The organism is Streptomyces sp. NPDC056373 (assembly GCF_042262425.1).
In the GTDB taxonomy this organism is placed as follows: domain Bacteria; phylum Actinomycetota; class Actinomycetes; order Streptomycetales; family Streptomycetaceae; genus Streptomyces.
Window position 1 is genome coordinate 115821 of sequence record NZ_JBHJPX010000007.1, and the last position, 25268, is coordinate 141088.

Genomic DNA, 25268 nt, shown 5'->3' on the forward strand with positions numbered 1-25268 from the left:
CCACCCATACCTCCCGCACCGGAGCCCTCCCTGCGGCTGTCGCACGTGCCTCTCGCTCGGCAGCCCCTCGCCCGGCTGCCGCACGTGCCCCTCGCGCCGAAGCCGTCCGTGCGCGTCGCCCGCCCGGACGAGGCCGCCGCCCTGGCCGCCCTGTCCCGACCCTTCGTACGCTCGGGTGCGCTGCGGGAGCGCCCCGTCTCCCTCTACGCCGCCCGGGCGGCCGACTTCCTGCTGCTGGAAGCCCCTGACGGCACCCTCGACGGCTGTGTGGGGCTGCGCGCGTACCCCGCGGACGCGGGGCAGGGCATGTGCGAACGCCCAGGCGTCCTCTACAACTTCTGCGTGGCCGCGCACCGGCAGGGAAGCGGAGCGGGAGCGGGTCTCCTGCGCGCCGCGCTCGCCGCTGCGCGAGCCCGCTCGCTGGACGGCGTGTTCACGGCGACCACCGGGGGCGCCGGACTGTTCCTCCGCTACGGATTCACGCGGACGACGGCCCGTCGGGCGCCGCGCTCCTGGGCGGATTCACTGGATCCACGACGCGGCGCGCAGGTCCTGGTCAGGACCTGCTGAGCCTGCGGTTGGCCTCATCGCACCCGTGCCGAGAGATGGTGACCACGTCGGGCACCACCGTGGTGCCCGGGCCCGACCCGGTGAGCACACTGCGCAGCACCGCGTGCGGCACGCGCCCGTCCACCACGTGCGCCGCGCGCACCCCACCGCGGACGGCCCGCAGGCAGCCCTCCATCTTCGGCAGCATCCCACTGGCCAGTCCGGGCAGCAGCTCGTCCAGGGCGCGGGCCGTCAGACGGCCGATCACCTCGGTGCTGTGCGGCCAGTCGGCGTACAGTCCTTCCACATCGGTGAGCATCACCAGCCGCTCGGCGTCGAGAGCCACGGCGAGGGCCGCGGCCGCCAGATCGGCGTTCACGTTGTAGACCTGTCCGTCCGCGCCGCGTGCGACGGGGGAGACGACGGGGATGTGGTCCTGCTCCAACAGGGCGCGCACCATGGCGGGGTTGACGTCCACCACGTCGCCGACGAGGCCGATGTCCACGGCCCGGCCGTTCACCCGGGCAGTACGCCGCTCGGCGGTCATCGTGTGGGCGTCCTCCCCGGTCAGGCCCACGGCGAAGGGACCGTGGGCGTTGATGTGACCGACCAGCTCCCGCTGGACGCGACCCGCCAGCACCATGCGCACCACGTCCAGGGTCTCGGGCGTGGTCACCCTCAGCCCCGCCTCGAAGCGGCTCTCCAGACCGAGCCGGTCCAGCATCGCGCTGATCTGCGGTCCGCCACCGTGCACCACGACCGGCCGCAGCCCCGCGTTCCGCAGCTCCACGACGTCCCGGGCGAAGGTCGGTTGGAGATCCGCGTCCACCATCGCGTTGCCGCCGAACTTGACGACGACTACACCGCCCCGCAGTTGCTCGGGCCGAAGAAGTGCAGGGGCGGACGGCTCCTCTTCCCGGGAGGCTGTCACGGTCACGCGGTCACTCCGTTTCACGGCGGGGCCGGGCAGCGCCGGGCCAGGGGAGCACCCTGCGACTTTAGCTTAGCCTAACCTAAGTGACGGCCGGGTCGCGGACCGCAGACCCACGCCCACGTCACGCCCGGCTGCCCGCTCTCACCTCCGCAGGCCCTCCGAGGAAGACACGGTGAAGTGCTTCGCTTCAAAACGGCCGACCTCGGTGCGGAGCCGGCCGGTGGACCAGGGCCAGCTGAAGCTGTTGCGGCCGTTGGTGTCGAGGTAATAGCTCCTGCATCCACCGGAGTTGTAGACGGTGCCGGCCAGCGCGGTCTGCAGCCGGGCGTTGTACGCGGCCTGCACGTCGGCGCGTACCTCCAGCGCTGCCCAATTCGCCTCCCGTGCGGCCTTGACGGCGCCCAGGACGAGTTCGAGCTGTGCCTCCAGGATGGCGAACGCCGAGGAGTGCCCGGTGCCCAGGCCGGGACCGAGGAGCATGAAGGCATTGGGGAAGCCCGCCACGACGGTGCCCAGGTACGCCTCGGGGGAGCCCTGCCAGCGGTCGGCGAGCGAGCGGCCGCCTCCGTCACGGACCAGTCCGGCGAGCGGCGTGTCGAGGATGCGGAAGCCGGTGCCGAGGACGACCGCGTCCACCTCGGCGGCGCTGCCGTCGGCACCGTGCACGGTGTTGCCTTCGACGGCGTCCACCGCGGTGGCGTGCACGGCCACATTCGGTCGGTTCAGCGCGGGGTAGTAGTGGTTGGAGAACAGGATGCGCTTGCAGCCGATGGTGTAGTCGGGGGTCAGTTTGCGGCGCAGTTCGGCGTCGCGCACGGTGGCCCGCAGGTGGGCCCGTGCGACGGCCTGGACGCCGCGCATCAGCCCGGGGCGCCGGAATCCGCGCCCGAGCGTCTCCATGGCCCGGTACTCCAGCCCCGCCACCGCCGCTCGTAGGCCCGGCAGGTGGCGCATCGCCCACCGTTCGGCCTTCGGTATGTGATGGTCCGGCTTGGGCAGCACCCACTGCGCGGTGCGCTGGAACAGGTGGAGCCGGGCGACGTCCGGGGCGATCGCCGGGACGAACTGCACGGCCGAGGCGCCGGTGCCGAGCACCGCGACCCGCTTGCCCCGCAGGTCGTAGTCGTGGTTCCAGCGCGCGGAGTGGAACACCTCGCCGGGGAAACCGTCGAGGCCGGGGACGTCCGGGACGAGAGGCTCGTTCCACGGCCCTGCGCCGGCGATCAGGAACCGGGCGGTGAACTCACCGGCGTCGGTACGGACGAGCCATCGGGCCGGGCCGGGCTGCCATCGCGCCTCGGTCATCCGCACCCCGAACCGGGTGTGTTCGCGCAGCCGGTACCTCTCGGCGACCCGTCTCACGTACGAGAGGATCTCCGGCTGGTGCGCGTACACCCGCGTCCAGTCCGGGTTCGGGGCGAAGGAGTAGCTGTAGAGGCGTGACGGCACGTCGCACTGGCAGCCGGGATAGGTGTTCGCCCGCCACGTGCCGCCGAAGTCGTCGGCCGCCTCGATGATCAGGAAGTCCCGGATGCCGGCGCCGTGGAGCCCGGCCCCGGCCCCGACCCCGGAGATGCCGGCACCCACGACGATGACCTCGAAGTGGGTGCTCATGCCGCGATGCTCCTGTCGATGGCCCGCTCGACGCGGTGGGGTGCGGTGCGCAGGGAGACGTCGAGGGTGGCCGCCCGCCGTCGCGGGTCCATGAAGTTGGGTCCCATCACGGCCAGTTCCTCCACGCCGGGCTCGATCCTGACCACGCGGCAGCCCGCCGCGCGCAACGAACGCTCCTCCGCGTCGACGGTCCGGGTCATCCAGCGGCGCAGGACCCGTTCGAGACGGCTCAGGCCGGTGGCGGGTGCGCCCCCGGAGGTCGACATGGGGGCCACGATCACCACCTCGTCCAGCCCGAGGGGCACGAGGAGGTCCGCCGACGTCGGGGACACCGCCCCGCCGTCGAGGTAGGTCCGCCCGTCGATCCGCACGGGCGGGAACCAGCCCGGGATCGCCCAGGACGCGGCGATCGCGCTGCCCAGGTCCGTGGCCGGCGCGCCCGGAGCGCCGAACGCGACCCGTCGGCCCGAGCGAGTGTCGGCCGCGACCAGCCAGGTGCGTGTGGAGCCCGGCCACGGGCGGCTCTCCGCCAGCGCGGATCCGAACCGGTGCAGTCGACGCGCATCACCCCGGCCGCGCGGCAGCAGCCCCACCAGGGCGGAACCCGGCGAGACCCGGCCGCGCAGGGCAGCCGCCACCAGCCCGGCCCCCGGCAGTCCGGGCCACGGCACGGGAGGCAGCGCACCCGGGTGGGCGTGGAGGTGTCCGAGAAGCACCGGGTCCGCGCCCTGGTCTCCCCGTACCGCGGCGAGCAGATCGGACACGGACCGCCCGGAGCCGAGAGCGGACACGACTTCCGCTCCGGCGGACGTCCCCACCGACACCTCGGCGGCCCGCGCGTCCCAGCCCAGCCGCTCCTCCAGCGCGGTGAGCGCGGCGACCGTCCAGGCGAAGCCGAGCGTGCCGCCGCACCCGACCACCAGCGCACGCCGTAAGGCCATGGATTCTCCCGGAATTCAGATATCAATGGAATCCGGAAGCTAGCGGTAATCTGCAGGCGTGGCAAGACTGACCCGGGCCGAGAGCCAGGCCCGCACCCGCGAACACGTCCTCGACACCGCTCACGAGCTCTTCCTGCGCGACGGCTTCACGACGACCTCCATCGAGCGCGTCGCGGAGGCCGCCGGCTACTCGAAGGGTGCGGTGTACTCCAACTTCGCCACCAAGAACGAGCTCTGCCTGGCGGTCCTGGACCGCATCGCCCTGCGGCAAGTGGCGTACATCGCCGCCGAGATGGGCGACGCGCCCCGCTTGCAGGACCGGATCGCGGGTTTCGCGCGGTGGGCCGAGCAGCACATCGGCGACAGCTCGTGGACCGCACTGGAAGTCGAGTTCGCCACCGCCAACCGCCGCGACGCACAGGTCTGCGAACAGCTGGCCCACCGACGGCGCGCCGTCACCGCGACCCTGGCTGACCTCATCCGGGCCCAGATGCGGGAACTGGGCATCACGCCCCACATGCCCGCGGACACCGCCGCCTTGATCCTTCTCAGCCTCGGGATCGGCATCGGCGTCCAGCGCGCCTTCGACCCCACCGTCCCCGTTCAGCCACTCGTCGACCTGCTCCGTCAGGTCATGACCGCCTGACCCCGGCAGGGCTCACGGCAGGCACCGGGCTACGGCGCAGCGGTATGAGGTCCTCAGTCCGTGGCGAGCCCCGCCACCTCGGTGTAGCGCATGATCTTGCCGCCCGCTCCCCACGTCCCGTCCGGCTGCTCATGGATGAGCACCCACACCCGGAGCGCCTGATCGGCGCCGAGCCCCGCGGCAGCCAGCACCAGGTCCGTCGCCTCTCGGACCAGACCCGCGCGCCGCTCGTCGTCGAGGACACCGAACGGCACCGTGACGTCGACCCGGAAGCGCGGAGCGTCATCGGCCGCGGTGACCAGCGCCCCGGCAGGCAGCACATGCAGGCAGGACCACAGCAGGGAACGGAATATCTCCCGGTCGGGTGCGCCCTCCCAGGTGAGCAGGGCGCGCGCCAGATCCTGCTGGATGCTCGCCGCGCCTTCCTCGGTCAACGCGCCCTCGGGAACAGTGAGCTCGATCTGGGACATGGCCCTGCCTCTCTTTCATCGGCCGGGCGGTGACGACCGGCCGTTCTCCGTGCCATCACATGGTGACGCACGCCCGTCCGCTCACCGGCGCCGGCGGGGTCGGCCACGCGATGTATGAGGGTCACGGCGCCGAGAACAGGCCGGGCCCCGGAGGCGAGGGGCCGTCGGGGCGGACGAGTCCCTCGGCTACGAGACCGCCCCTGAAGGCGGCGCCCGCCCGGCACAGACGAGGACGCCGAAGTGCCGCGGGGTGCGCCCCGGCCCCGCGGGCCGCGCCGCACCCCGGACGTGGCCGCCGGCTACTTCGTCCCGCGGTTCGCGGAGACGGCGGAATCGTCCCCCAGCCCTTCGACCGCCTCTTCCAACGCGCGCACCCTACGGCGCAGTTGCACCAGTTCCTCGCGCTCGGCCACGGTCAGAGCGCCCGTCCGCCCTTGACCTCGCTCCGCCGCCAGCTCCTCCGCGATCGCCGCCGCGAACGCGTCCACGTCGCCCTCGGTGGTGTCGAAGGAGGTCATCCAGCGGACCTCCCCGGCCTGCTCGTCCCAGGTGTAGAAGCGGAATCGTTTCTGGAGACGCTCGGTGACGGCCGGCGGCAGGACGGCGAAGATCTGGTTGGCCTGTACCGGGCGGGCGATCTCCAGACCCGGCAGGTCGCGCACCGCCTCGTACAGCCGCTGGGTCATCGCGTTGGAGTGGGCCGCCGAGCGCAGCCAGAGGTCGCCGCCGAGCAGCGCCTCGAACTGCACCGACATGAAACGCATCTTGGAGCCCAGCTGCATGCTCGTCTTGCGCAGGTGGGCCATGCCGCGCACCGCGCCCTCGTCGAGCACGATCACCGCCTCCCCGAAGAGCAGCCCGTTCTTGGTGCCGCCGAGCGAGAGGACGTCCACTCCGGCGTCGGTGGTCATCTCGCGCAGGGACACGCCGAGGGTGGCGGCGGCGTTGGCGAGCCGGGCGCCGTCCAGGTAGACGAGCATGCCGAGGTCGTGCGCGTGGTCGCAGATCGCCCGTATCTCGTCCGGCGTGTAACAGGTGCCGAGCTCGGTGGACTGGGCGATCGAGACGACCCTGGGCCGGGCCCGGTGCTCGTCCTCGAAGCCCCATGCCTGACGGTCGATCAGCTCAGGGGTGAGCTTGCCGTCCCATGTGGGCACGGTCAGGAGCTTGATCCCGGCGACCTTCTCGGGTGCCCCGCCCTCGTCGACGTTGACGTGGGCCGACTCGGCGCAGACCACGGCGTCCCAGCGGTCGAGCATGGTCTGGAGCGCGACCACGTTCGCGCCGGTGCCGTTGAAGACCGGATACGCGTGCGCGGTGGGGCCGAAGTGGCCGCGCACCACGTCCTGGAGGCGCTCGGTGTAGACGTCGGCTCCGTAGCTGACCTGGTGGCCGCCGTTGGCCAGGGCGATCGCCGCAAGGATCTCCGGGTGCACACCCGCGTAGTTGTCGCTGGCGAAGCCGCGCTCGTCCGGGTCGTGTCGTCGCTGTACGGTCATGGTGCGCTCGCTTACTTGTCTCGGTCGGACGGGTGTGACACATGTGGCCGGGACGGGCGCCGGCCGGTCCGTTCAGGCCGGTGCCGCCGTCCGCGCGCGGGCCTTCTCCAGGCCGCGCACCAACGGCGGTGCGGCGAGCCCGAGCAGGGCGAAGAGCGCCGCGAGGGCCAGCCAGCCGGTCCCCGCCGCACCGACGACCAGGGAGGTCATCAACCACGGCCCGGCGAACTGCTGGAGCCCGCGCCCCAGGGAGAACACCGCCTGGTACTCCCCCTGCCGCCCCGCCGGGGCGAGCCCGAAGGACAGGCCCCAGCTCGCCGACGCCTGGTACAGCTCGCCCAGGACGAGCACCAGCGCGCCGCCCAGCAGGGCCGTGCTGTCCAGGAGCGCGCCGTGCCCCCCGCTCACCGCGAAGACCAGGCAGGACGCCCCCAGTGCCCACCCCGCCCAGCGCAGCATACGTGCCGCACCCGCCGGGGTTCGCGCGCCCTTGCTGACCGTGACCTGGAACAGCAGCACCAGGACGGTGTCCAGGATCAGCAGTCCCGAGACCAGCAGCGCGGGCGCGTCGGTACGGGTGACGATCCACAGCGGCAGACCGACCGTCAGCAGCGGGTGGTACAGCTCCAGTGCGCCGCACACCAGCGCGACCGCCACATAGCGCACGTCCCGCAGCGCGGCACTGCGCAGTACCCCGCCCGGTGCCTCGGCGGCGGGGCCGCGGTGCCCGGCCCCCGCGGGCAGCCGCATCCCGAGCAGCACGGCCACGGAGACCAACTGGAGGGTGGCGTTGGCCAGGACCGTGGCGTACAGGGCGGTCGAGGTGCCGGCCGCGATGGCTGCTCCGGCCAGCGCGGCGCCGCCGAGGAAGCCCAGGTTGAACAGGCTGCGCATCTGCGCGCTCACCCTGACCCGCTCCGCCTCGCCCACCAGCGCATCGGTGAGCGACGCCTGGAGCGCGCCCGCCGAGGTCTCCAGGACCGCGATGGCACAGGCGACCGCGAGGAACGAGGCGAACCCGTCCACCAGGCAGTACGCGGTGAAGCCGACGGCCGCGAGCAGGAAGTTGACGGTGAGCACCCGGCCCGCGCCGAGCCGGTCCGCGAGCCGGCCGATGGGCACGGTGCACAGCAGACCGCAGAGCCCCGCGACCGACAGGGCGAGACCCACGCGCTGGGCGGGGATGCCGATGGTCCGGGTGAAGAACACGGCGCTGGAGGTGAGGAACACCCCGAGCCCCAGGGACTGGATGAGCGTGAGGACGCCGAGTCTGCGCGCGTTCCCGGCGGCCGGAAGAGTCTCCCGGAACCAGGCGCGCAGCACGGCGCCGTACCGGCGTGCCTCAGCCATTCGGCTCAGCTCCCTCGGCCCGCTCGGTCCGCAGGCCGTACACCTCCATCACGGTGTGCACGGCGGCGTGCACACCGGCGGCGTCCCGCCCCCGGAAGCGGAAGATCCCGCAGCCCTCGTCGTAACTGCCGGGCCCCGTCATGATCTGGCCGATCTCGGGCAGTTCCTCGTGGTAGACCTCGGGGACGGCCGACCGGGGCGAGGTGCGCGCGACGACCCGTCCGGGCAGCTCGCGCGGAGCGGGGTAGATGAGCCAGCCGCCGGCCCGGGGCCCGACCGGTTCGGACGGCTGCCACAGCGGCGGCAGGCCCAGGGCGGCCCGGAAGGCCTCGGCGAACAGGTCGATGCCGTAGAGGTCGACGTGCAGGAACGGCACCTGCGCGCCGCCCGGCCGCAGCCCGACCTCCAGGAACACCAGCTCGCCCCCCGGACGCCGGATCGCCTCCAGGTGGAACGCGCCGTCGCGCAGCCCGAGCGCCCGCAGGCAGCGGTCGGCGAACGTGGTGAGCTCGTCGCGCTCGGGGCCGGGGTCGAGCAGGACCGAGCCGAGCGGGCGGCCGTGCGCGTAGTCGAGGCAGGTGTGGATGTACCCGGAAGCGGTGACGAAGTGGAGGCGGCCGGAGCGGCGGACGCCGTCGACGTGGAAGATGTCCCCCTCGACGTACTCCTCGCACTCGTACGCCGCGGGATCGACGCCCTGGAGAGCGTCGCGCAGTTCGTCGGCGCTGCGGACGACCGTGACTCCCTGAGAGCCCGCTTCGGCGCGCGGCTTGAGGACCAGGGGCAGACCGCCGAGGGCGTCGACGACCGTCTCCGCCGAGGGTGCGTCGTCCAGTCGCAGGAAGCGGGGGACCCGCAGTCCGGCCGCGCCCACCGCGCTCTTCATGGCGGGCTTGTCCTTGAACCGCTCGACGAGGTCGAGACCGTAGCCGCCGGGGACGCCGAGCGCGGCCGAGAGCCGGGCGGCCGTCAGGATGTCGTACTCGGACTGGCCGAAGACGGCCTCGGGCGTGCCGTGCCGGTCCGCGATCTCCCGTACGAGCGGCAGCAGGTCGTCGTGGGCGAGGCTGTCGCGCACATGGACCTCGGTCGCCCCGTCCTGGTCGAGCGCGGGCAGCCCGCCGGGCGTGGTGAGGTACACCGTCCGGCAGGGGTGGCGGTCGAGGAAGCGGTGGTATTCGCCGAACTCGTCACCGGAGCGGTTGAGGACGACGTACAGCGGTGTGGTCAGATCGCTCACGCGTCCGCTCCCGGTCGCAGGGTGTCGGGCAGGCAGGCGCCCAGATCGGCGGCGCTCACCCGGCCGAAGCCGGGCGCGGCCCGGTCCCGGTGGGCCGGAGTCCTGGCGAGGAAGGCCGCAGCGCGAGGCTCTCCGGTGCCGCCGAGGCCCTGCCAGAGCAGCTCGGCGAGGTCCGGCATCACCGGGAACGCCAGCAGGGACAGGCCCTTGAGCCACCAGTAGGCGCCGTCCTCGGCCGCGTGGGCGACGGCGTCGTCGGCGCACCAGCGGTCGAGTGCCGCGACCGCACGCGGGGTCGAGACCCGGGCGGCGTCGAGCGCCGCGGACTGCTCGGCGAGCAGGGATTCCAGGAGGCCGGCGACGGCCGGGGCGGGCGGCTGCGGCGGCCCTTCGGGCAGCCGGCTCCAGGCGGCGTCGATCCGCTTGCCGAGGCCGTCGGCGAGCGTGGCGTTCGCGGTCCGGAGGAAGTCCGCCGTCTCGAAGCTCGCCGCCCCGGACTCAAGATCGGCTCCCGCGAGGTGGTACCGGACGGTGTCCACGCCGATCGCGGGCGACGCGGCGATGTCCGCCGCCCAGATGGCGTGCCGGGTGCTGGTGGAGAACTTCCGCCCGGCCAGCCGGTAGAAGTTGTTGATCAGGCACCGGTCGTACGGCTTCATGTCGCCGTGCAGCAGGCTGGTGCCGACGATCGAGACCAGGGTGGGGATCACGTTGTCGACCCCCAGGGTGGTGATGGTGGTGACTCCGGAATCCGGGTCGAAGGCGTTCACGCCGGTGCCGGAGAGCCGGCCGTGGACGGCGCCGGCGAGGCGGGCGAACATGAAGATCCCGGCGTACGGGAAGAGGGCGCGCGGCACGTCCGGCTCGGGCCCGGGCAGCGGAAGTCCCCAGGTCTGCGGGGCGCTCAGCCGTACGGTCAGGCCGTCGCGCTCCAGGAAGCGCGCCACGGTCGCCCGGTACCGGTCGGCGACGCCCAGGTCCACGAGGGTGGCGTCCAGGAGGTCGCGGTCCGGGAGCCGCAGGAACAGGCTGGAGATCTCCCGCCACGTCAGCGGCCCCTCGTCGAGCAGGGGGCGCGGCTCGACGACCGACTCGGGCAGGAAGTGCGCACTGCACTCCTCGCAGAAGTAACTGGCGATGCCCGCACCGCACTCGGGGCAGCGGCCCTGGAGCCAGCCGCCCACCACCCAGCGGTCCGACGCCGCGCAGTGGGGCACGCGCTCGGTGCGCGTCAGCACCGCGCCCCGGGCCGTCAGCCGCTCGATCGAGGCGGCGACCTCCTGCTCGAACTGCTCGCTCCAGGGCTGCTGATCGGGGACGACGAACGCGTCGACGCCGATGCGCAGGGCCGCCAGGTCGTCCTGGATGCGCTGTCCGTAGCGCGCGGCGACCTCGCCGGGCGTGGAGTCCTCGGCGTGCGCCCTGAGCGCCACGTACGACTCGTACACATCGCTGCCGGTGATCACCAACGGCAGGTCGCCCCGGACCCGCAGATGCCGCGCGACCATGTCCGACCACAGGAAGGGGCCGCCGATGTGGCCGAGGTGCAGGGGCCCGTTGGGAGTGGCCTCGGGCGGCACCAGGAGGTAGTGCCGGGGGGTGTACGTGTCCCCGGTCAGCCGGCTCATGTTCGCGTTCTCCCGTCGAGCAGGTTCAGTGCGCCCTCGGCCATGGCCGGAGCGAGGCGGTAGCCGGAGCCGGAGCCGCCGATGGCCATGACCACGTCGTCGCCGCCGACCGTGTCCACCACCGGCAGATGGCCGGGGGTGAAGCAGTCGCTGAAGACCCGCCCGCCGAGCAGGTGCGGCAGGAATCCCGGTACGTGCCGGGCGAGCAGGGCGCGGGCGAGTTCCCGGTCGCGGGCGTCGATGGTGAGCGGTCCTTCGGGGCCGCGGTCCCAGTCGGGCGAGGTGATGCTGAAGATCCAGTGACCGCCGGGGCGGTGGGGCAGCAGGAAGGCGTCGGCGTCCTCCAGGACGAGGGCAGGGGCGTCCGGCGGGGGCGGCGTCATGATGTGGAACGCCACCACCTTCTTGACCCTGGCCCCGCGCTCGCGGGCCGCCGCCGCCACCGGGCCGTCGAGGACCCAGGGGCCCGGCGCGAGGACCGCCCTGGCAGCGGTGATCCGGCTGCCGTCGGCGGCGGCCAGTTCGACGCGCCCGCCCGTACGGCGTACTTCGGTGACCCGGAAGCCCTCCAGGAGGGTGTTGTCCGGGCGGCCGAGCACCTCGTCGAGGAGCCGGTCGGCGAGCCATTGAGGCTGACCGGCCGTCATGGGAGCCGTTGCCAGCAGGACTTGGTCGTCGCCGTGCACGAGCCCGGGGAACGTCCGGTCGAGCACGGCCCGCTGCTCCCCGGTGACCGGGCGGGTGCGGCCGCCGTCGGCCATGGTCGCGTCGAGCGCGGCGGTGTTCTCACGCGCCACCAGCCAGCGGACGTCGACCGGCGCGCGTCCGGTGTCGCCGAGTCCGGCGGCGAGCTCGTCGAACAGCGCGGTGCTGCGGGCGGCCAGGGCGCGCTGGGCCGGGTTGTGCCCCGTGGGCGTGTCGAACCCGGCCGAGTAGCGGGTCGCGCCCGTCCCCCGTCCGGCGTGCGTGAGCACGGCGATACGGCGGCCCGGGTCCCGGCGCACGGCGTAGTACGCGGCGAGGGTGCCGACCGCGCCCGCGCCGACGACCGCGAGGTCGTAGTGGGGCGCCGCACCGGCCCCGGTGGTGCGCTCACTCATCGGACGCCGGCCACCAGAAGGAGTAGACGACCAGTTCCTCGCCCTGGTCGGCGAAGATCTCGTGGACGGACTGCGAGGCGAAGCCCACCAGGGAGCCGGGCCCGACGAGCGACCGTTCGCCGTCCACCTCCAGGCTGCCGGATCCGGCGTGGAGCACCCAGATCTCCTGGACCGCGTGCTGGTCGGGGGAACTGGTCCCGCCCGGCGGCACGGTGAAGCGGGCCGCCTCGAACGGCACGCGGGGGAAGACCGAACGGGCGAAGTCCGCCTCGGCGACGGTCACTCCGTCGGCTTCCACCTCGGTCGGACCGAAGGGAACCAGGACGCCGACCGCCTCGGCCTGGAACTGCGGAACCTGACGAGCGGTCATACGGGATACCTCGTCTCACCCAGCATGCTGTTGAGGATGACCGCGCTGCGCCAGGGAAGCAGGCTGAGATTGGGGTCGGCCACGCCCCAGGAGTGCCGGGCGCCGTTCTGGAGGTAGATCCGGTTCTCCGTGGGCCCGTCCCATGCGACCGAGAAGTCGTCGCCGACGACGAGCATCCCGTCGTCCCGCCGCAGCCGCGCGTCCAGCGGAGCCATGAACTCCGGCAGCACGTAGGCGTATCCGGTGCTCAGGATCACGATGTCAGCGGCGAGCACGGCGGGTGCGTCCGGGCCCGAGGACTCGACGACGAGCTTCCATTCGCCGGGGCCGCCGTCGATCGCGGTGACCGCGCAGTCCGCCAGGAAGCGCAGCCTGCCGGGGTTGTTCTCGATGAACTCGTCGCGGTAGCTCAACCGGTAGATGTCCTGCAGGACTTGGAGGTCGATGCCGTCGCTGGTGTACTTCTGCCGCTCCAGGAGCCGAATCTTGTGGTCGGCGGGCAGCGCGTGGAAGCGGCGTACGTAGTCCGGCGTGTAGAGCTCGTTGGCGAACGGCGAGTCGTCCATCGGCAGGAACGACGAGCGCCGGCTGACCCAGGTGATGCTCTCGGGTGCCGCGCCGGCCGCCAGATGGCGCACGATCTCCGCGCCGCTCTGTCCGCCGCCGACCACGACGACCCGCCGCCCGGTCACGTCGGGGGCCCGCAGCAGGAACTCCCCGGAGTGGAAGACGGTCGGGCCGAGGCAGGGGCGGAACGGCGCGGGGACGGACGGGGTGAGCCCGGTGCCGAGCACGAGGTGACGTGACCTCACTTCCTGCTCTCCGGCACGCAGACGGAAGCCCCCGTCGTGGAAGTCCACGCTGTGTACGTCCGCCCCGAACGTCAGGCTCGGCAGCCGCCCGGCGACCCACTGGAGGTACTGGTTGAACTCGGCGCGCAGGACGGCCGGGAAGTCCGCGGCCAGGAACCGGTAGAGGCGGCCCTCACTCGCGAGGAACGACAGGAACGAGAAGGGACTGGTCGGATCGACCAGCGTCACCAGGTCCTTGAGCAGCGAGACCTGGAGGGTGGCCTCGGGCAGCAGCAGTCCGGGGTGCCAGGAGAAGCTCTCACGGCGTTCCAGGTGGGCGCCGCGCAGCCCTTCGACCGGATGCGCGAGCGCGGCGAGGCTCATGTTCGCGGGGCCGACGCCGACGGCCGCGTAGTCGAGTATGTGTGCGTTCATGGTGGCAACCACCCGGTCAGGCCGGGACGACGAGGTCGCCGAGCGCCTGCCAGCGGTCCAGGGCAGCCTGCGGCGAGTCGGCGGTGAACAGGGCGTGGCCCAGGCGCGAGCGGCAGTCCTCGACGCCCGGGATCGTCTCGCCCGGTGCGAAGTACACGGCGGTCTCGGTGACTTCCGGCAGTGCCTCCAGCGCCGCCCACCCGGTGAGCTCCCGGTACGAGGAGCGGCCCGCGGCGGAGAAGAAGCGGATGCCGGCGCTCTCGGCCTGCGGCCGCGTGAAGGCGCCTGCCGCCTCCAGGCCGACTCCGAGCGCGGTGGCGACGGCCACCCTGGGCAGGCTGACGCCGGTCACGAGCCGCAGCAGCTCCACGATCCGGTCGCCCGGCAGCCGGGCGCCGATCTCGATGAGCACCGGACCGTCGGCGCTCAGGCGCAGTTCGCAGTGGAAGGGGCCGCTGGTGATGCCGACGGCGCGGACGACGCCGCCGACGTACGCCTCGACGTTCTTCAGGGTGGCGTCGTCGACGAGCGCCGGGGTGAGGTGGCCCAGCTCCATGAAGTCGGGTTCGGGGCCGAGCAGCGTGCGGCTGAGTGCGACGACGGTGACCTCGCCGCTCTCCCGGACGTAGCCGTCGGCGCTGAACTCGGGGCCCTGGACATACTCTTCGACGAGCACCCGGTGCTCGTGCAGCTTGCCCATGTCGGGCTCCGGGTCGGTCACGAGCCGCTGGAACGCGGCGGTGAGCTGGTCGAGGTCGTCGGCGCGGCTGACGTGGATGCTGCCGGAGCAGGCGACCGGCTTCAGCACGCAGGGGAAGCCGACCCGTTCGGCCGCGGCGCGCAGTTCGGCGCCGGTGGTCGCCTGGGCGAAGCGCGGGGTGCGCAGCCCGGCCTCCGCCACGGCGGCTCGCATGACGCTCTTGTCCCGGACCCGGTCGACGGTGGCCACGGGCAGGCCGGGCAGGTCCAGTGCCGCGGCGACGCGCGCGGTCGCCGTCACGTAGATGTCGGAGCCCGGCAGCACCGCCTCGAACGGCTCGGCCCGGTGCAGTTCGAGCACGGCCGCGTCGAGGGCGGCCTGGTCGTTGGTCTCCACCGTCAGCACCGAATCGGCCGCCGCGCGCACGGCGTCGGAGAGCCGGCGGTCGCCGGAGTCGGCGGTGGCGACGACGACCCGCAGTCCCATCTCGGCGGCGACGCCGATCAGCGTGGCGCCTCCCGAGGAGGCCGGTTCGACCACGAGGACGCGGGCAGGACGAAGTGCATCTGTGTGCGGCAAAGCGAAATCCCCCGGGGCGCAGCTGTGAGGACCGCACTCACGAGCGCGATCCTGGTCGCGATCTTTTTATCCGGACGCCTTGGCCTTGGTCAATGGAGAACCGCAAATTATTCTGTGAGATCGAACCTGGGCCGCATGATTTCCGGAACGAGAGCCTTATCGGCGCCTGTTCGACTCCTGGAAGCGGCCGAAGCCATGGTGAAGGCTGCGAGTGGGCGAACGGCGAACGGTGGTACTGCTCACCCCGCGCGGATCACGCTGACCGGCGCCGGACCGGGCACGGCCCTCGTGGCCGCGTCCTTCTCCGTCGCGACCGTCAAACACCCGGCCGTAGGGTTGATCGACATGGGCAACCACGTCACCCGGCGGCAGACCGGCCTGACCTCGACGTCCCGGGGCGGTTCACAGTGGACATAGTCCCCGGTCACGTGTTCGTCCTGCCGGCGGTGATCGTCGCGGGTTGGATCCTGTCGTGGTGGGGAGCCCGGCGCGTCCGGTGGGTTCTGCTGTCCGCCGGGGCCGTCGTCTCCGTGCTCTGCGTCGTCATCGGCTGGCACGCGATGGGGCCGCCGGCGGATGCGCGGACCGTCGACTGCTCGTCCAGCTGGGCGTGCGCGGACCCGGGTTCGCTCTACGTGGTCGCGGCCGGGCTGCTGGGTTTCGCGTGCTGTCTTGTGCTGTTGCTCCTCACCCTCGTGGGCGAGGCGATGGTGATCCGGAGGGGACGCCGGATCTCCGGCTGACGGTTCGCCGGCCGGATCAGGTGCGGAGCCGAGCGGCCGGCGAAGCCTCGGCTCCGGCTACCCGGACCGTCCGCGTGGCGGCCGTCATGGACGTCCTCCGGGGGTGCCGATCGACGTCGGCTGCGTCGACGTGTCCATGGACGGCATCCAACTCCAGGACCGCGAGTTCGTCGCGGCCACCCGGGAGGGCCGGGGCCCCGAGGTGTTCCTCGCCCGCGTCATGCCCTGCCACCGCACGCTTGCCGAGCTGGAGACGCAACCGGCCTCTCAGCGGCTTCCCCAGCCGCCCGGCGGCGCCGGCCGGGCTTCCGCGGAGGCGGGCCGGCCGGAACATGGCCCCGGCGGCAGGTGGTAGACGGACAAGTAGCGGCACAGGCAGGGGTATTCGGCCATCGGGCCGCTGAACCACCGCAGCACGGAACCGTCGAGCCACCGGACCACGGAAACGGAGCACGCCATGCGGGAAGCCACTCAGACCGAGGTACGACGTGCCTTCGACAGCGGACTGCCGGGGCTGCGGCCCCCGCGATCCGTCATCGTCGTCGGCGCCGGACTCGCCGGACTGGCCGTCGCCCACGAACTCGCCGCGCGGGACTGCGAGGTGACCGTCCTGGAGGCGTCCGGCCGGCCCGGCGGGCGCGCGTACACCTTAAGGGCGCCGTTCGCCGACGGCCTGCACGCCGAGGCCGGCGCGATGACACTCACCCCGCACTGCCACTACGCCATGCACTACCTGCGCGAACTCGGCGTCGAGACGGACACCGCCGACCTCTTCGGCACCACGTTCTCCTACTTCGCGCGGGGCCGCTTCTTCACCCCGGACCCGGAGTCCGTCGCCGAGGCCGGGCTCGACCTGCACCCGCACGAGAAGGCCCTCGGCGTCGCCGGCATGATCGAGCGGTACGTCTCGGCTGTCGCCGACAGCCTCCAGCCCGACCTGAGCGCCCCCGACTGGGCGGTCACCCAGCGCCTCGCCCCCTACGACCACCTCTCCGTGCACGCGGTCCTCACCGACCGCGGCGCCTCCCAGGCGGCGATCGACCTCATGGAGCCCCTCTTCCTGGAGATGCGCGGCGGCGACCTGAAGTCGGCGTCCGCGCTGTCCTGGCTGCGCCACGAGGCGAGCCCGCACTCGCTGGGCAACGCCGACCCGCGCTGGGCCAAGGTGAAGGGCGGCACCGACCGCTTCCCGCAGGCCTTCGCGCAGCGGCTCAAAAGCCGCATCCACTACCGCCGTCCGGTGGTCCGCGTGGAGCAGGACACCGAGCGGGCCCGGGTCACCGTCCTCGCCCACGGCCGGATGCAGACCCTGGAGGCCGAACGGGTCGTCGTCACCGTCCCGTTCAGCGCGATCCGGCACATCGACTTCACCGAAGCGGGCCTCTCCGACGCCAAGCACGACGTGATGCGCCGGGTGAAGTACGCCTCGATCGTCCGCGTCTACCTCCAGATGCGCCGCCAGTTCTGGCCGCAGCACAACGCCAGCTTCTCCACCGACCTTCCCATCCGCTGGATACGCGACGCCACGCCCCAGCTCCCCGGCCCGCGCAAGATCCTGGAGTGCCTGATGACGGGGTGGCGGGCGCGGGCGGTGTCGGTCATGACCGAGGAGGAGCGTCTCGGCTTCGTGCTCGACGAGGTCGAACGGATGCTGCCGGGCGCCCGGGACCACTTCGAGACCGGCACGTCCGTCTGCTGGGACCGGCGCCCGTACGCCGAGGGCGCGTACATCCTGCCCGAGCGCGGGCACAGCGCCCTCATGCCGGTGATCCGCAGGCCCGAGGGGCGCATCCACTTCGCCGGCGACCACGCCGGTTTCGAGCCCAACGGCGGCTCGATGACCTTTGCGCTGGAGTCCGCGGCCCGCACCCTGGTGGAACTCGGCGCGGCGGCCGGGGAGTCCTGAGCCCGCGGCGGCGGGGCCGGGGGAGTCAGCCGAGGAGTCGGCGCAGCACCCCGGCCCCGTCGCTGGTCAGCACCGACTCCGGGCGGAACTGCACGCCCCGTACGGCACGTTCGCGCAGCGCGATCACCTCGCGCCCGTCGGGGCCCGACACGATCGCGTGGGCGTTGCGGAAGGCGGCGGTGACCCGCCGTCCGAAGACCTCCACCTCCCGCGCCGGCCCGGTCCCGCCCGTCCTCGGCACGACCCGGGCGTCCGGCAGGGCGGCCAGCGCCAGCACCTGGAAGCCGAGGCCCACTCCCGCCACCGGGCGCCCGTCGGGCGGCCGCTCCCGGACCAGGGCCGCCGCCGTGCGGCGCAGTCCCGCCATCCGTGCGCACCCGGGGTCGTCGGGGCGACCCGGCCCGGACGCCAGCAGCACCGGTGCCGGGTGCCGGACCAGGGTGCCGGCCACGCCTGGGGCGTCGTGGCGGACCACCTCGGCCGCGCCGTGCACCGCGGTCACCAGGTGCAACAGGGCCGCCAGTTCGGTGTGGGCGTCGCCGCCCGGGTCCAGCACCAGCACCGGGGCGGCGTCCATGGGCGGTGCGGCGGCGCCCCGCGTCCAGAACGACGACAGCGCCGCGTGCCGCCGGGCCAGGGCGTCCCGTACCGCCGCGTCCAGGTCCGGGTCGGTGCGGGCGCGGGGCGTGCGCGCCGGCCCGGCGGCGGGAGCGTCCGACGAGAGGGCGCTCAGCACGGCCCGTGCCTTGGCCCGCGTCTCGGCCGCCTCCGCCTCCGGTGACGACCGGCCGCCCACGGTCGCCCCCACCGACAGCCGCGCCTCGCCCCGGTGGTCCACGATCAGGGTCCGGATCACCGCCGCCGTGTCCAGCTCCTCCTCGCCCGCCCCGTCGCGGCCGATCAGTGCGAGGAGACCGCCGTAGTAGCCCCGCCCGGTCGCCTCGTACTGGTGGATCGCCCGGCACGCCCGCGCGTACGGACTGCCCACCACCGTCGACGCGAACAGGGCCCGCGCGAGGGTCTCCCGGGCCCCGGCCGCCGCGGGCCCGCTGATGCGGCACTGTGTGTGCACCAGGTGCGCCATCCCGCGCAGGAACGGCCCCTCCACTCGCACCCCCGGCCCGGCAAGCCGGCACAGGACCGCCAGCTCCGCGTCGACCGTGGCCGCCAGCTCCTCCGATTCCTTGCGGTCGGCGAGGAAGGCGAGCAGGTCCCCGGCGCGCGTCCCCTCGGGCGGACGCCGGTACGTGCCGCACAGCGGGTTCATCACCACCCGGCCGCCCTCGACGCCCACATGCCCCTGCGGGCTCGCGCCCACCAGGGTGACCGGCCGCGCGCCCCCGGTGTGCACCACGAAGGTCCAGTACGCACCCGACTCCGTGGTCAGCAGCCGCCGGAACAGTTCAACCGCCACCGCGGGCCGGAAGTCCGCAAGCCGCGCGGTCCAGTCCCGGCGCAGCAGGACGTTCAGCCCGCCCCGGGCCGCGTCCGACGCCACGAACTGCCGTACCAGGTCCTCGTACTGCGCGTCGGTCGTCGTGAACCCGGCGTCCTGCCACTCCAGCGGCCGTCGCCCCGGCGCGTGCCGGCCGGTGAACGCGTCCTCCGGCAGGACGTGGTGCTCGCGCACCCGCAGCACCCGCATCGGCGTACCGTCGTCGTGGCACGGCAGACCGTGTTCCGCCAGCAGCCGGAACGGCAGCAGCGCCAGCAGACCGGGACCCGGCGCTGCACCGGGCGCACCCCTCCCGTCCGGCGACCGGACGGTCTGCACGCTCTCCACGGCCTCGATGGACTCCGCGGTCTCGACCGCCCCGAACAGCAGTTCCACCGGGGCCGGTCCGGGTGCCCCGGGTCGCTGCCTGCGCAGCAGCGCGAAGGGCGGCACGTCCGCCCCGTACAGTCGCTCCAGCGCACCCGTGTCCGCCGTCGGCCTCATCGACCGCGCTCCCTCCCGGCCGGCCGCGCGGCGGCGGCCCGCCGGAGGCGATTGGTTTCCCTGCGGATAATACTTTCAGTCGGACGGGCAATAAGTAGCCCGTCGGAGGGGCCACTTGCCACCCCCCGGTCGCGCCACCCCGTCACTCGACCGAGTCCCCGTGAGGTGTCATGCGAATCGCGATCATCGGAGCCGGACCCGGCGGCCTCTACACGGCCGCGCTCGTCAAACGGCTGAGGCCGGGAAGCGAGATCGACGTCTGGGAGGTGAACGCCCCCGACGTGACCTTCGGCTTCGGCGTCGTCTTCTCCGAGGGGGCGCTCGGTGGCATCGAAGCGGCCGACCCCTCGCTGTTCGCCGCGCTCGGCGCCGAATGTGCCCACTGGTCGAGGATCGACGTCCACCACCGGGGACGTACCACACGCAACGGCGGCTACCGCTTCTCCGCGATCGGCCGCCGCGCCCTGCTCGGCATGCTGCGCGCCCGCTGCGCCGACCTCGGCGTCACCGTCCGCCACGGCACCCGCGCGCCCGAGGCGGGCGCGCTGGCCCGGACGTACGACCTGGTGGTGGCCGCCGACGGCGTCAACTCCGCGACCCGCGAGGCCCGTCGGGAGGAGTTCGGCACCGAGACCACCCGGCGCGGCTCGCGTTACCTGTGGCTCGGCACCGAACGGGCCTTCACCGCGCTGACCTTCGCCGTCGCCGAGACGGAGCACGGCACGCTGCACGCCCACGCCTACCCCTACGCCCCCGGCCTCAGCACCTTCATCGCCGAGGTCGACGACCGGGTGTGGGAGGCGGCCGGGTTCGCCGAGGGCGACGCCGGCACGCCGGACGGCTCCGGCCGGAGCGACACGGACCGGCTCGCGGACCTCTTCGCCGACGTCCTGGACGGCCACGATCTGCGCACCAACAGGTCGCGCTGGGGCCGCTTCGTCTCCGTGCGCAACCGGCGCTGGAGCCACGGTCGCGTCGCCCTCCTCGGCGACAGCGCCCACACCACGCATTTCTCCGTCGGCTCCGGCACCCGGCTCGCCATGGAGGACGGCCTGGCCCTCGCCCTCGCCCTGGACGACCACGGGTCGGTTTCCGAGGCGCTCGCCGCGTACGAGGCGGCGCGTCTGCCGGAGGTCGCGGCCATGCAGCGCACCGCGCGCACGAGCCAGGAGTGGTTCGAGGAACTGGAGCAGTACCTCGACCTCGACCCGGAGGCCTTCAACGCCCACCTGATCACCCGCAGTGGCCGCCTCACCCGCGACGACCTCGCGTCCTGGTCCCCGGAGCGCGTCGAAGACGTCCGCGAGCGCTTCGCCCGCGCCGACCGCAACTCGCGCGGGACCGCCGTCCGCTGAACCGGCGACCCCGGCCGCCCCGGGAACCCCGGGGCGGTCTGCGCAGGCCCCTGCGGGGTGGGTCACGAGGGGGAGGCGCGCCGCTCGGCCACCGACCGGCCGCCCACGAACCAGCGGTCCGGCGGCGTATCCTCCACGATCACGCGGACGGCCTCCGCCGGGGTGCCGAGGGCCTCGTGCGGCGCGGCGGTGAGCGCCCTGCCGAGGGCGGCCACCTCCTGCGGCGTCCGGCCCTGAAGCAGGGTGACGCGGATGAGGGGCATCTCCGACTCCTTCCGTCGCGTGCCCGGGACGGTGCGTCCCGGGCACGGCGTCTCAGGTCGAGGTGTGCTTGCGCGCGGCCCGCAGATCGGCCGCGAGACAGCGGCCCGTGTGCGAGTCCTTCGACCGGGCCAGCTCGGCGGGTGTGCCCTCGAACACCACCCGGCCGCCCTGGCTGCCCGCCTCCGGGCCCAGGTCCACGACCCAGTCGGCGTGCTTGACGACGTCGAGGTCGTGCTCGATCACCAGCACCGTGTTGCCGCCGTCCACGAGCCGGTCGAACAGGTTCAGCAACCGGCGCGTATCGCTCATGTGCAGGCCGGTGGTCGGCTCGTCGAAGACGTAGACGGTGCCGGTCTCCTTCAGCCGGTGCGCCAGCTTCAGCCGCTGCCGCTCGCCGCCGGAGAGCGTCGACAGCGGCTGGCCCAGGGTGAGGTAGCCGAGCCCCACCTCGGTGAGGAGGGCCAGCTTGCGCCGTACGGGCGCGTCGTCGAAGAAGTCCGACGCCTCCTCGGCGGTCATGGCGAGGACGTCGACGACCGTCCGCCCGCGCACGGTGTGGCGCAGCGCCTCCTCGTTGAACCGGCGTCCGTCGCAGCGCTCGCACACCGTGGTGACCGGGTCCATGAAGGCGAGGTCGGTCTCGATGACGCCCTTGCCGTCGCACTCCGGGCAGGCGCCCTCCGAGTTGAAGCTGAACAGTCCCGGCTTCTCGCCGGAGGCCCGCGCGAACCGCTGCCGCAGGCTGTCCATGATGTCGGTGTACGTCGCCGGGTTGGAACGCGCGGAGATGCCCACCGACGACTGGTCGATCACCACGGACTCGGGGTACTGCGCGGTGAACACCTTCGACACGAGGGTGCTCTTGCCGGACCCGGCCACGCCGGTCACCGCCGTGAGCACGCCGGTGGGGAAGCCGACGGTGACGTCCCGCAGGTTGTGCAGCTTCGCCGCCCGCACGGTCAGCTCGCCGGTGGGGGAGCGGACCTCCTCCTTGATCCCGGTCACGCTCCGCAGCTGCTTCCCGGTGACGGTGCCGGAGCGGCGCAGCCCCGCGGGGGTGCCCTCGAACGTCACCTCGCCGCCGTCGCGGCCGGCTCCCGGGCCCATGTCGACGACGTGGTCGGCGATCGCGATGACGTCCCGGTCGTGCTCCACGACCAGCACGGTGTTCCCCTTGTCGCGCAGGGCGAGCAGGATGTCGTTCATCCGCCGCACGTCGCGGGGGTGCAGGCCGACGCTGGGCTCGTCGAAGATGTACGTCAGCCCGGTCAGGCTGCTGCCCAGGTGGCGCACCATCTTGAGCCGCTGGGCCTCGCCGCCGGACAGGGTCCTGGTCTGCCGCCCGAGGCTCAGATAGCCGAGGCCGACCGCCCGGATGCGCTCCAGCGCGGCCCGCGCGCCCGCCACCACCGGCTTGACGGCCGGCGCGTCGATCCGGGCGAGCCGTTCGATCAGGTCCGTGATCTCCATCGCCGAGAAGTCCGCGATGTTGTCGCCGTCGATGCGTGAGGCGAGGGCGGCCCTGTTGAGCCGTCCGCCGTGGCAGACGGCGCAGGGGCCCTGGGTCACCACCCGCTCGATCTCCGCGCGCTCCTTGCTCTTCGCGTTGTCCAGCCCGGGGGTGATGTACCGGCGGGTGAAGCGCTCGACGATGCCCTCGTACTCGTTCTTGTAGACGCCGTTGCGGCCCTGCCGGTCGACGGTGAACCCCTTGCCGTGCAACAGCAGTTCGCGGTCCTTGGCGGAGAAGTCGCGTAACGGCTTGTCGGGGTCGAAGAGCCCGGACTCGCCGTACAGCTGCCACTGGAAGGTGCCGACCGCGAAGGACGGGAACCGGATCGCCCCCTCGTTGAGGCTCTTGTCCTCGTCGAGGAGCTTGCCGAGTTCGAGGCGGACCGTCGTGCCGAGGCCCTGGCATTCCTCGCACATGCCGCGCGGGTCGTTGGGCGAGTACATGTGGGAGGGGCCCGCGCTGGGCGTGCCCGCGCGGGAGAACAGCACCCGCAGCATGGGCAGGATCTCGGTCATCGTGCCGACCGTGGAGCGGGCGTTGCCGCCGACCTGCCGCTGGTCGACGACGATCGCCGTGGACAGGTTCTCCATCACCTCCGCCGCCGGCCGTTCGTACTTCGGCATCCGGTGGCGGACGAAGGCCGGCAGGGTCTCGTTGAGCTGCCGCTGCGACTCGATCGCCAGGGTGTCGAAGACCACCGAGGACTTCCCCGACCCCGAGACCCCGGTGAAGACGGTCAGCTTCCCCTTGGGGATGCGCAGGTCGACGCCCTTGAGATTGTTCTGCCGGGCCTCGCCCAGCACGATGAAGTCCTCGGCGTGGTTCTTCCGGTGAGCCTCCATGTCAGCACCTTCCGCGATAGGACTGGTGGTTTCCTGTGGGAAATCATTCCATGTCCTTCATTCCTACCCCGCGACCGCGTACGCCTGCGCGCCGCGCGGACTCGCCGCGCCGAGCACCAGCCCGTCCCCGGTCAGACCGGTGGCGCACACCTTGCTGAGCGAACGGTCCGCCACCAGGTCCACCTGGTGCCCGCGCCGCCGCAGCGCCTCGACCTCCTCCGCGGGCCAGCCGCCCTCCAGGACGACGGTCCCCGGGCGGAAGCGGCGCGGGGCGAACGACGTGGGCACGTGGTCGGTGTGGAAGGTGCGCGCCTCGATCGCCGCCTGCGGGCCCATCCCGTGCTCCGAGTGGTGCAGGAAGAAGCTGAGCGTCCACTGGTCCTGCTGGTCGCCGCCCGGCGTCCCGAACGCCAGGTACGGCCGGCCGTCCCGCAGGACCAGGGTCGGGCTGAGCGTGGTCCGCGGGCGCTTGCCCGGTGCCACCGTGTTGGGGTGGCCGGGGGTGAGGGTGGCCATCTGCCCCCGGGTGCCCAGCGGGAAGCCCAGCCCCGGCACCACCGGGGAGCTCTTCAGCCAGCCGCCGCTGGGCGTGGCCACCACCATGTTGCCCGCGGCGTCGGTGGCGCTGACGCAGCAGGTGTCGCCGGTCGCCGCGGTCAGCTTCATGATCGCCGGGATGCCCTGTTCCAACTCGCCCAGCCAGGCCGGGTCGGCGGGCGCACCGCTCTCGTCGTGCAGCGGCGGCAGCAGCGGTTCCCGCCCGCCGGGCCGTCCCGGCCGCAGCTCGTGGGAGGCCTCCGCCCCCAGCAGCGCCCGCCGCGCGGCGGAGTACGCCGGGTCCAGCAGGGCGTCGACGGGGACGTCCGCGTGGTCCGGGTCGCCGTACCAGGCCTCGCGGTCGGCGAAGGCGAGCTTGGCGGCCTCGACCACCCTGTGGACGTAGGCCGCGCTCTCCGGGCCCGTCGCCGCGAGGTCGGCGTCGGCCAGCAGGGCGAGCTGCTGGAGGAAGACCGGGCCCTGCGACCAGGGGCCCGCCTTGTGCACCGTGAGGTCCCGGTGGTCGAGGCTGAGGGACCGCTCCAGGCCCGGCCGCCAGGCCGCGAGGTCCGCGCCGGTGAGCAGGCCGCCGTTGAGCCGCCCGGTGGAGTCCATCTCCTCGGCCTTGGCGAGGTAGGTGTCGATCGCCTCCGCCACGAAGCCGGTGTAGAACGCCTCCGTCGCCGCGTCGATCCGCCCCTCACGGTCCCGGCCGGACGCCTTCGCCTCGGCGAGCAGCCGCCGGTAGGTGCGGGCCAGCGCCGGGTTGGTGACCAGCTCCCCGGCGCGCGGGGCGACCCCGCCTCGCAGGTAGGTGCGGCCCGACTCCGTCCAGGTGCCGCGGAACAGCTCCGCGAGGGCGCTGATCATGGCGGCGCACTTGGGCAGCACCGGGTAGCCGCGCTCCGCGTAGCCGATGGCGGGCTCCAGCACGTCCTCCAGGGGCAGCGTGCCGTACTCCTTCAGCAGGCGGAGCCAGGCGCCGAAGGCGCCGGGGACGACGGCGGGCAGCAGCCCGGAACCGGGGATCACGGCCAGACCGCGCCCGGTGAAGGCCTCCATGGTGGCCGCCGCGGGCATCGGTCCCTGCCCGCAGACGACGTCGACCGCGCCGGTCCCGGAGCGGTGGGCGAGGATCGGCACGTCGCCCCCCGGCCCGTTGAGATGAGGTTCCACCACCTGGATGACAAAGGCGGCGGCGGTCGCGGCGTCGAAGGCGTTGCCGCCGCGGTCCAGCATGGACATGCCCGCCGAGGAGGCCAGCCAGTGGGTCGAGGCGACGGCACCGCGGGTGCCGTGCAGTTCCGGTCGGAAGAGCACCGA

General features: G+C 73.1%; 22 protein-coding genes. 6 read left to right on the forward strand and 16 right to left on the reverse strand.

What is annotated here, in order from left to right; genetic code table 11:
• The first annotated feature begins 108 nt into the window (after positions 1 to 108).
• Entirely contained in the window at positions 109 to 570 is a 462-nt protein-coding gene (locus ACFCXS_RS16320) for a GNAT family N-acetyltransferase (RefSeq protein ID WP_376644246.1), read from the forward strand.
• On the opposite strand, the gene argB is transcribed toward ACFCXS_RS16320, so the two are convergent.
• The 3 genes from argB to ACFCXS_RS16335 all read right to left on the reverse strand — a co-directional run bounded on the left by argB (position 557) and on the right by ACFCXS_RS16335 (position 4038).
• Positions 557 to 1486 (reverse strand): acetylglutamate kinase, encoded by a 930-nt coding sequence (gene argB / locus ACFCXS_RS16325; protein ID WP_376643949.1) that lies wholly within the window; start codon positions 1484 to 1486, stop codon positions 557 to 559. The two genes, ACFCXS_RS16320 and argB, sit on opposite strands and share 14 nt — an antisense overlap.
• Before the next feature lie 138 nt (positions 1487 to 1624).
• The gene (locus ACFCXS_RS16330; protein WP_376643950.1) at positions 1625 to 3097 is read right to left on the reverse strand and encodes a flavin-containing monooxygenase; all 1473 of its coding nucleotides are present in this window, start codon (positions 3095 to 3097) and stop codon (positions 1625 to 1627) included.
• Positions 3094 to 4038, reverse strand: a complete 945-nt coding sequence (locus ACFCXS_RS16335) for a patatin-like phospholipase family protein (RefSeq protein ID WP_376643952.1) — start codon at positions 4036 to 4038, stop codon at positions 3094 to 3096. Before ACFCXS_RS16335 ends, ACFCXS_RS16330 begins: the two co-directional genes overlap by 4 nt.
• Before the next feature lie 58 nt (positions 4039 to 4096).
• Between ACFCXS_RS16335 and ACFCXS_RS16340 the strand changes: the two genes are divergently transcribed.
• Entirely contained in the window at positions 4097 to 4684 is a 588-nt protein-coding gene (locus tag ACFCXS_RS16340) for a TetR/AcrR family transcriptional regulator (RefSeq protein WP_376643953.1), read from the forward strand.
• 53 nt (positions 4685 to 4737) lie between these two features.
• On the opposite strand, the gene ACFCXS_RS16345 is transcribed toward ACFCXS_RS16340, so the two are convergent.
• From ACFCXS_RS16345 to ACFCXS_RS16385, 9 genes are all read right to left on the reverse strand, one after another.
• Positions 4738 to 5154: a 4-oxalocrotonate tautomerase family protein gene (locus tag ACFCXS_RS16345; RefSeq protein WP_376643954.1), complete on the reverse strand. Its 417-nt coding sequence runs from the start codon at positions 5152 to 5154 to the stop codon at positions 4738 to 4740.
• Positions 5155 to 5453: 299 nt separating this feature from the next.
• The gene (locus tag ACFCXS_RS16350) at positions 5454 to 6653 is read right to left on the reverse strand and encodes a threonine aldolase family protein (protein WP_376643956.1); all 1200 of its coding nucleotides are present in this window, start codon (positions 6651 to 6653) and stop codon (positions 5454 to 5456) included.
• A gap of 72 nt (positions 6654 to 6725) precedes the next feature.
• Positions 6726 to 8003: an MFS transporter gene (locus ACFCXS_RS16355; protein ID WP_376643957.1), complete on the reverse strand. Its 1278-nt coding sequence runs from the start codon at positions 8001 to 8003 to the stop codon at positions 6726 to 6728.
• Entirely contained in the window at positions 7996 to 9243 is a 1248-nt protein-coding gene (locus tag ACFCXS_RS16360) for an acetyl-CoA carboxylase biotin carboxylase subunit family protein (RefSeq protein ID WP_376643958.1), read from the reverse strand. Before ACFCXS_RS16360 ends, ACFCXS_RS16355 begins: the two co-directional genes overlap by 8 nt.
• On the reverse strand, positions 9240 to 10871 hold the full coding sequence (locus ACFCXS_RS16365) for a class I tRNA ligase family protein (RefSeq protein ID WP_376643960.1): 1632 nt from the start codon (positions 10869 to 10871) through the stop codon (positions 9240 to 9242). The genes ACFCXS_RS16360 and ACFCXS_RS16365 overlap by 4 nt, the downstream gene beginning before the upstream one ends.
• A complete protein-coding gene (locus ACFCXS_RS16370; RefSeq protein WP_376643962.1) occupies positions 10868 to 11971 on the reverse strand; it encodes an NAD(P)/FAD-dependent oxidoreductase in 1104 nt (367 codons plus the stop codon). The genes ACFCXS_RS16365 and ACFCXS_RS16370 overlap by 4 nt, the downstream gene beginning before the upstream one ends.
• Positions 11964 to 12341 (reverse strand): cupin domain-containing protein, encoded by a 378-nt coding sequence (locus ACFCXS_RS16375; protein ID WP_376643964.1) that lies wholly within the window; start codon positions 12339 to 12341, stop codon positions 11964 to 11966. The genes ACFCXS_RS16370 and ACFCXS_RS16375 overlap by 8 nt, the downstream gene beginning before the upstream one ends.
• Positions 12338 to 13567 carry a lysine N(6)-hydroxylase/L-ornithine N(5)-oxygenase family protein gene (locus tag ACFCXS_RS16380; RefSeq protein ID WP_376643966.1) on the reverse strand — a complete coding sequence of 410 codons (1230 nt, stop codon included), beginning with the start codon at positions 13565 to 13567 and terminating at the stop codon, positions 12338 to 12340. Before ACFCXS_RS16380 ends, ACFCXS_RS16375 begins: the two co-directional genes overlap by 4 nt.
• 16 nt (positions 13568 to 13583) lie before the next feature.
• Complete coding sequence (locus ACFCXS_RS16385; protein ID WP_376643967.1) at positions 13584 to 14807, reverse strand: ATP-grasp domain-containing protein; 1224 nt, start codon at positions 14805 to 14807, stop codon at positions 13584 to 13586.
• Between the two features lie 467 nt (positions 14808 to 15274).
• Here ACFCXS_RS16385 and ACFCXS_RS16390 point away from each other — a divergent pair, with 467 nt between their 5' ends.
• From ACFCXS_RS16390 to ACFCXS_RS16400, 3 genes are all read left to right on the forward strand, one after another.
• Positions 15275 to 15589 carry a hypothetical protein gene (locus tag ACFCXS_RS16390; RefSeq protein ID WP_376643969.1) on the forward strand — a complete coding sequence of 105 codons (315 nt, stop codon included), beginning with the start codon at positions 15275 to 15277 and terminating at the stop codon, positions 15587 to 15589.
• 103 nt (positions 15590 to 15692) lie between these two features.
• Complete coding sequence (locus ACFCXS_RS16395; RefSeq protein WP_376643970.1) at positions 15693 to 15944, forward strand: hypothetical protein; 252 nt, start codon at positions 15693 to 15695, stop codon at positions 15942 to 15944.
• A gap of 102 nt (positions 15945 to 16046) precedes the next feature.
• On the forward strand, positions 16047 to 17495 hold the full coding sequence (locus ACFCXS_RS16400) for a flavin monoamine oxidase family protein (protein ID WP_376643972.1): 1449 nt from the start codon (positions 16047 to 16049) through the stop codon (positions 17493 to 17495).
• Positions 17496 to 17520: 25 nt separating this feature from the next.
• Here ACFCXS_RS16400 and ACFCXS_RS16405 read toward each other — a convergent pair whose 3' ends face one another.
• Positions 17521 to 19434 carry a chorismate-binding protein gene (locus ACFCXS_RS16405; RefSeq protein ID WP_376643974.1) on the reverse strand — a complete coding sequence of 638 codons (1914 nt, stop codon included), beginning with the start codon at positions 19432 to 19434 and terminating at the stop codon, positions 17521 to 17523.
• Positions 19435 to 19604: 170 nt separating this feature from the next.
• Between ACFCXS_RS16405 and ACFCXS_RS16410 the strand changes: the two genes are divergently transcribed.
• On the forward strand, positions 19605 to 20789 hold the full coding sequence (locus ACFCXS_RS16410; protein ID WP_376643976.1) for an FAD-dependent monooxygenase: 1185 nt from the start codon (positions 19605 to 19607) through the stop codon (positions 20787 to 20789).
• A gap of 62 nt (positions 20790 to 20851) precedes the next feature.
• Here the strand turns inward: ACFCXS_RS16410 and ACFCXS_RS16415 are convergent, their stop codons facing one another.
• The 3 genes from ACFCXS_RS16415 to ACFCXS_RS16425 all read right to left on the reverse strand — a co-directional run bounded on the left by ACFCXS_RS16415 (position 20852) and on the right by ACFCXS_RS16425 (position 25265).
• Positions 20852 to 21052 carry a 4-oxalocrotonate tautomerase family protein gene (locus ACFCXS_RS16415; protein WP_376643978.1) on the reverse strand — a complete coding sequence of 67 codons (201 nt, stop codon included), beginning with the start codon at positions 21050 to 21052 and terminating at the stop codon, positions 20852 to 20854.
• A gap of 52 nt (positions 21053 to 21104) precedes the next feature.
• Positions 21105 to 23408 carry an ATP-binding cassette domain-containing protein gene (locus ACFCXS_RS16420; protein WP_376643980.1) on the reverse strand — a complete coding sequence of 768 codons (2304 nt, stop codon included), beginning with the start codon at positions 23406 to 23408 and terminating at the stop codon, positions 21105 to 21107.
• Positions 23409 to 23471: 63 nt separating this feature from the next.
• Complete coding sequence (locus ACFCXS_RS16425; protein WP_376643981.1) at positions 23472 to 25265, reverse strand: gamma-glutamyltransferase family protein; 1794 nt, start codon at positions 25263 to 25265, stop codon at positions 23472 to 23474.
• Positions 25266 to 25268: the final 3 nt, after the last annotated feature.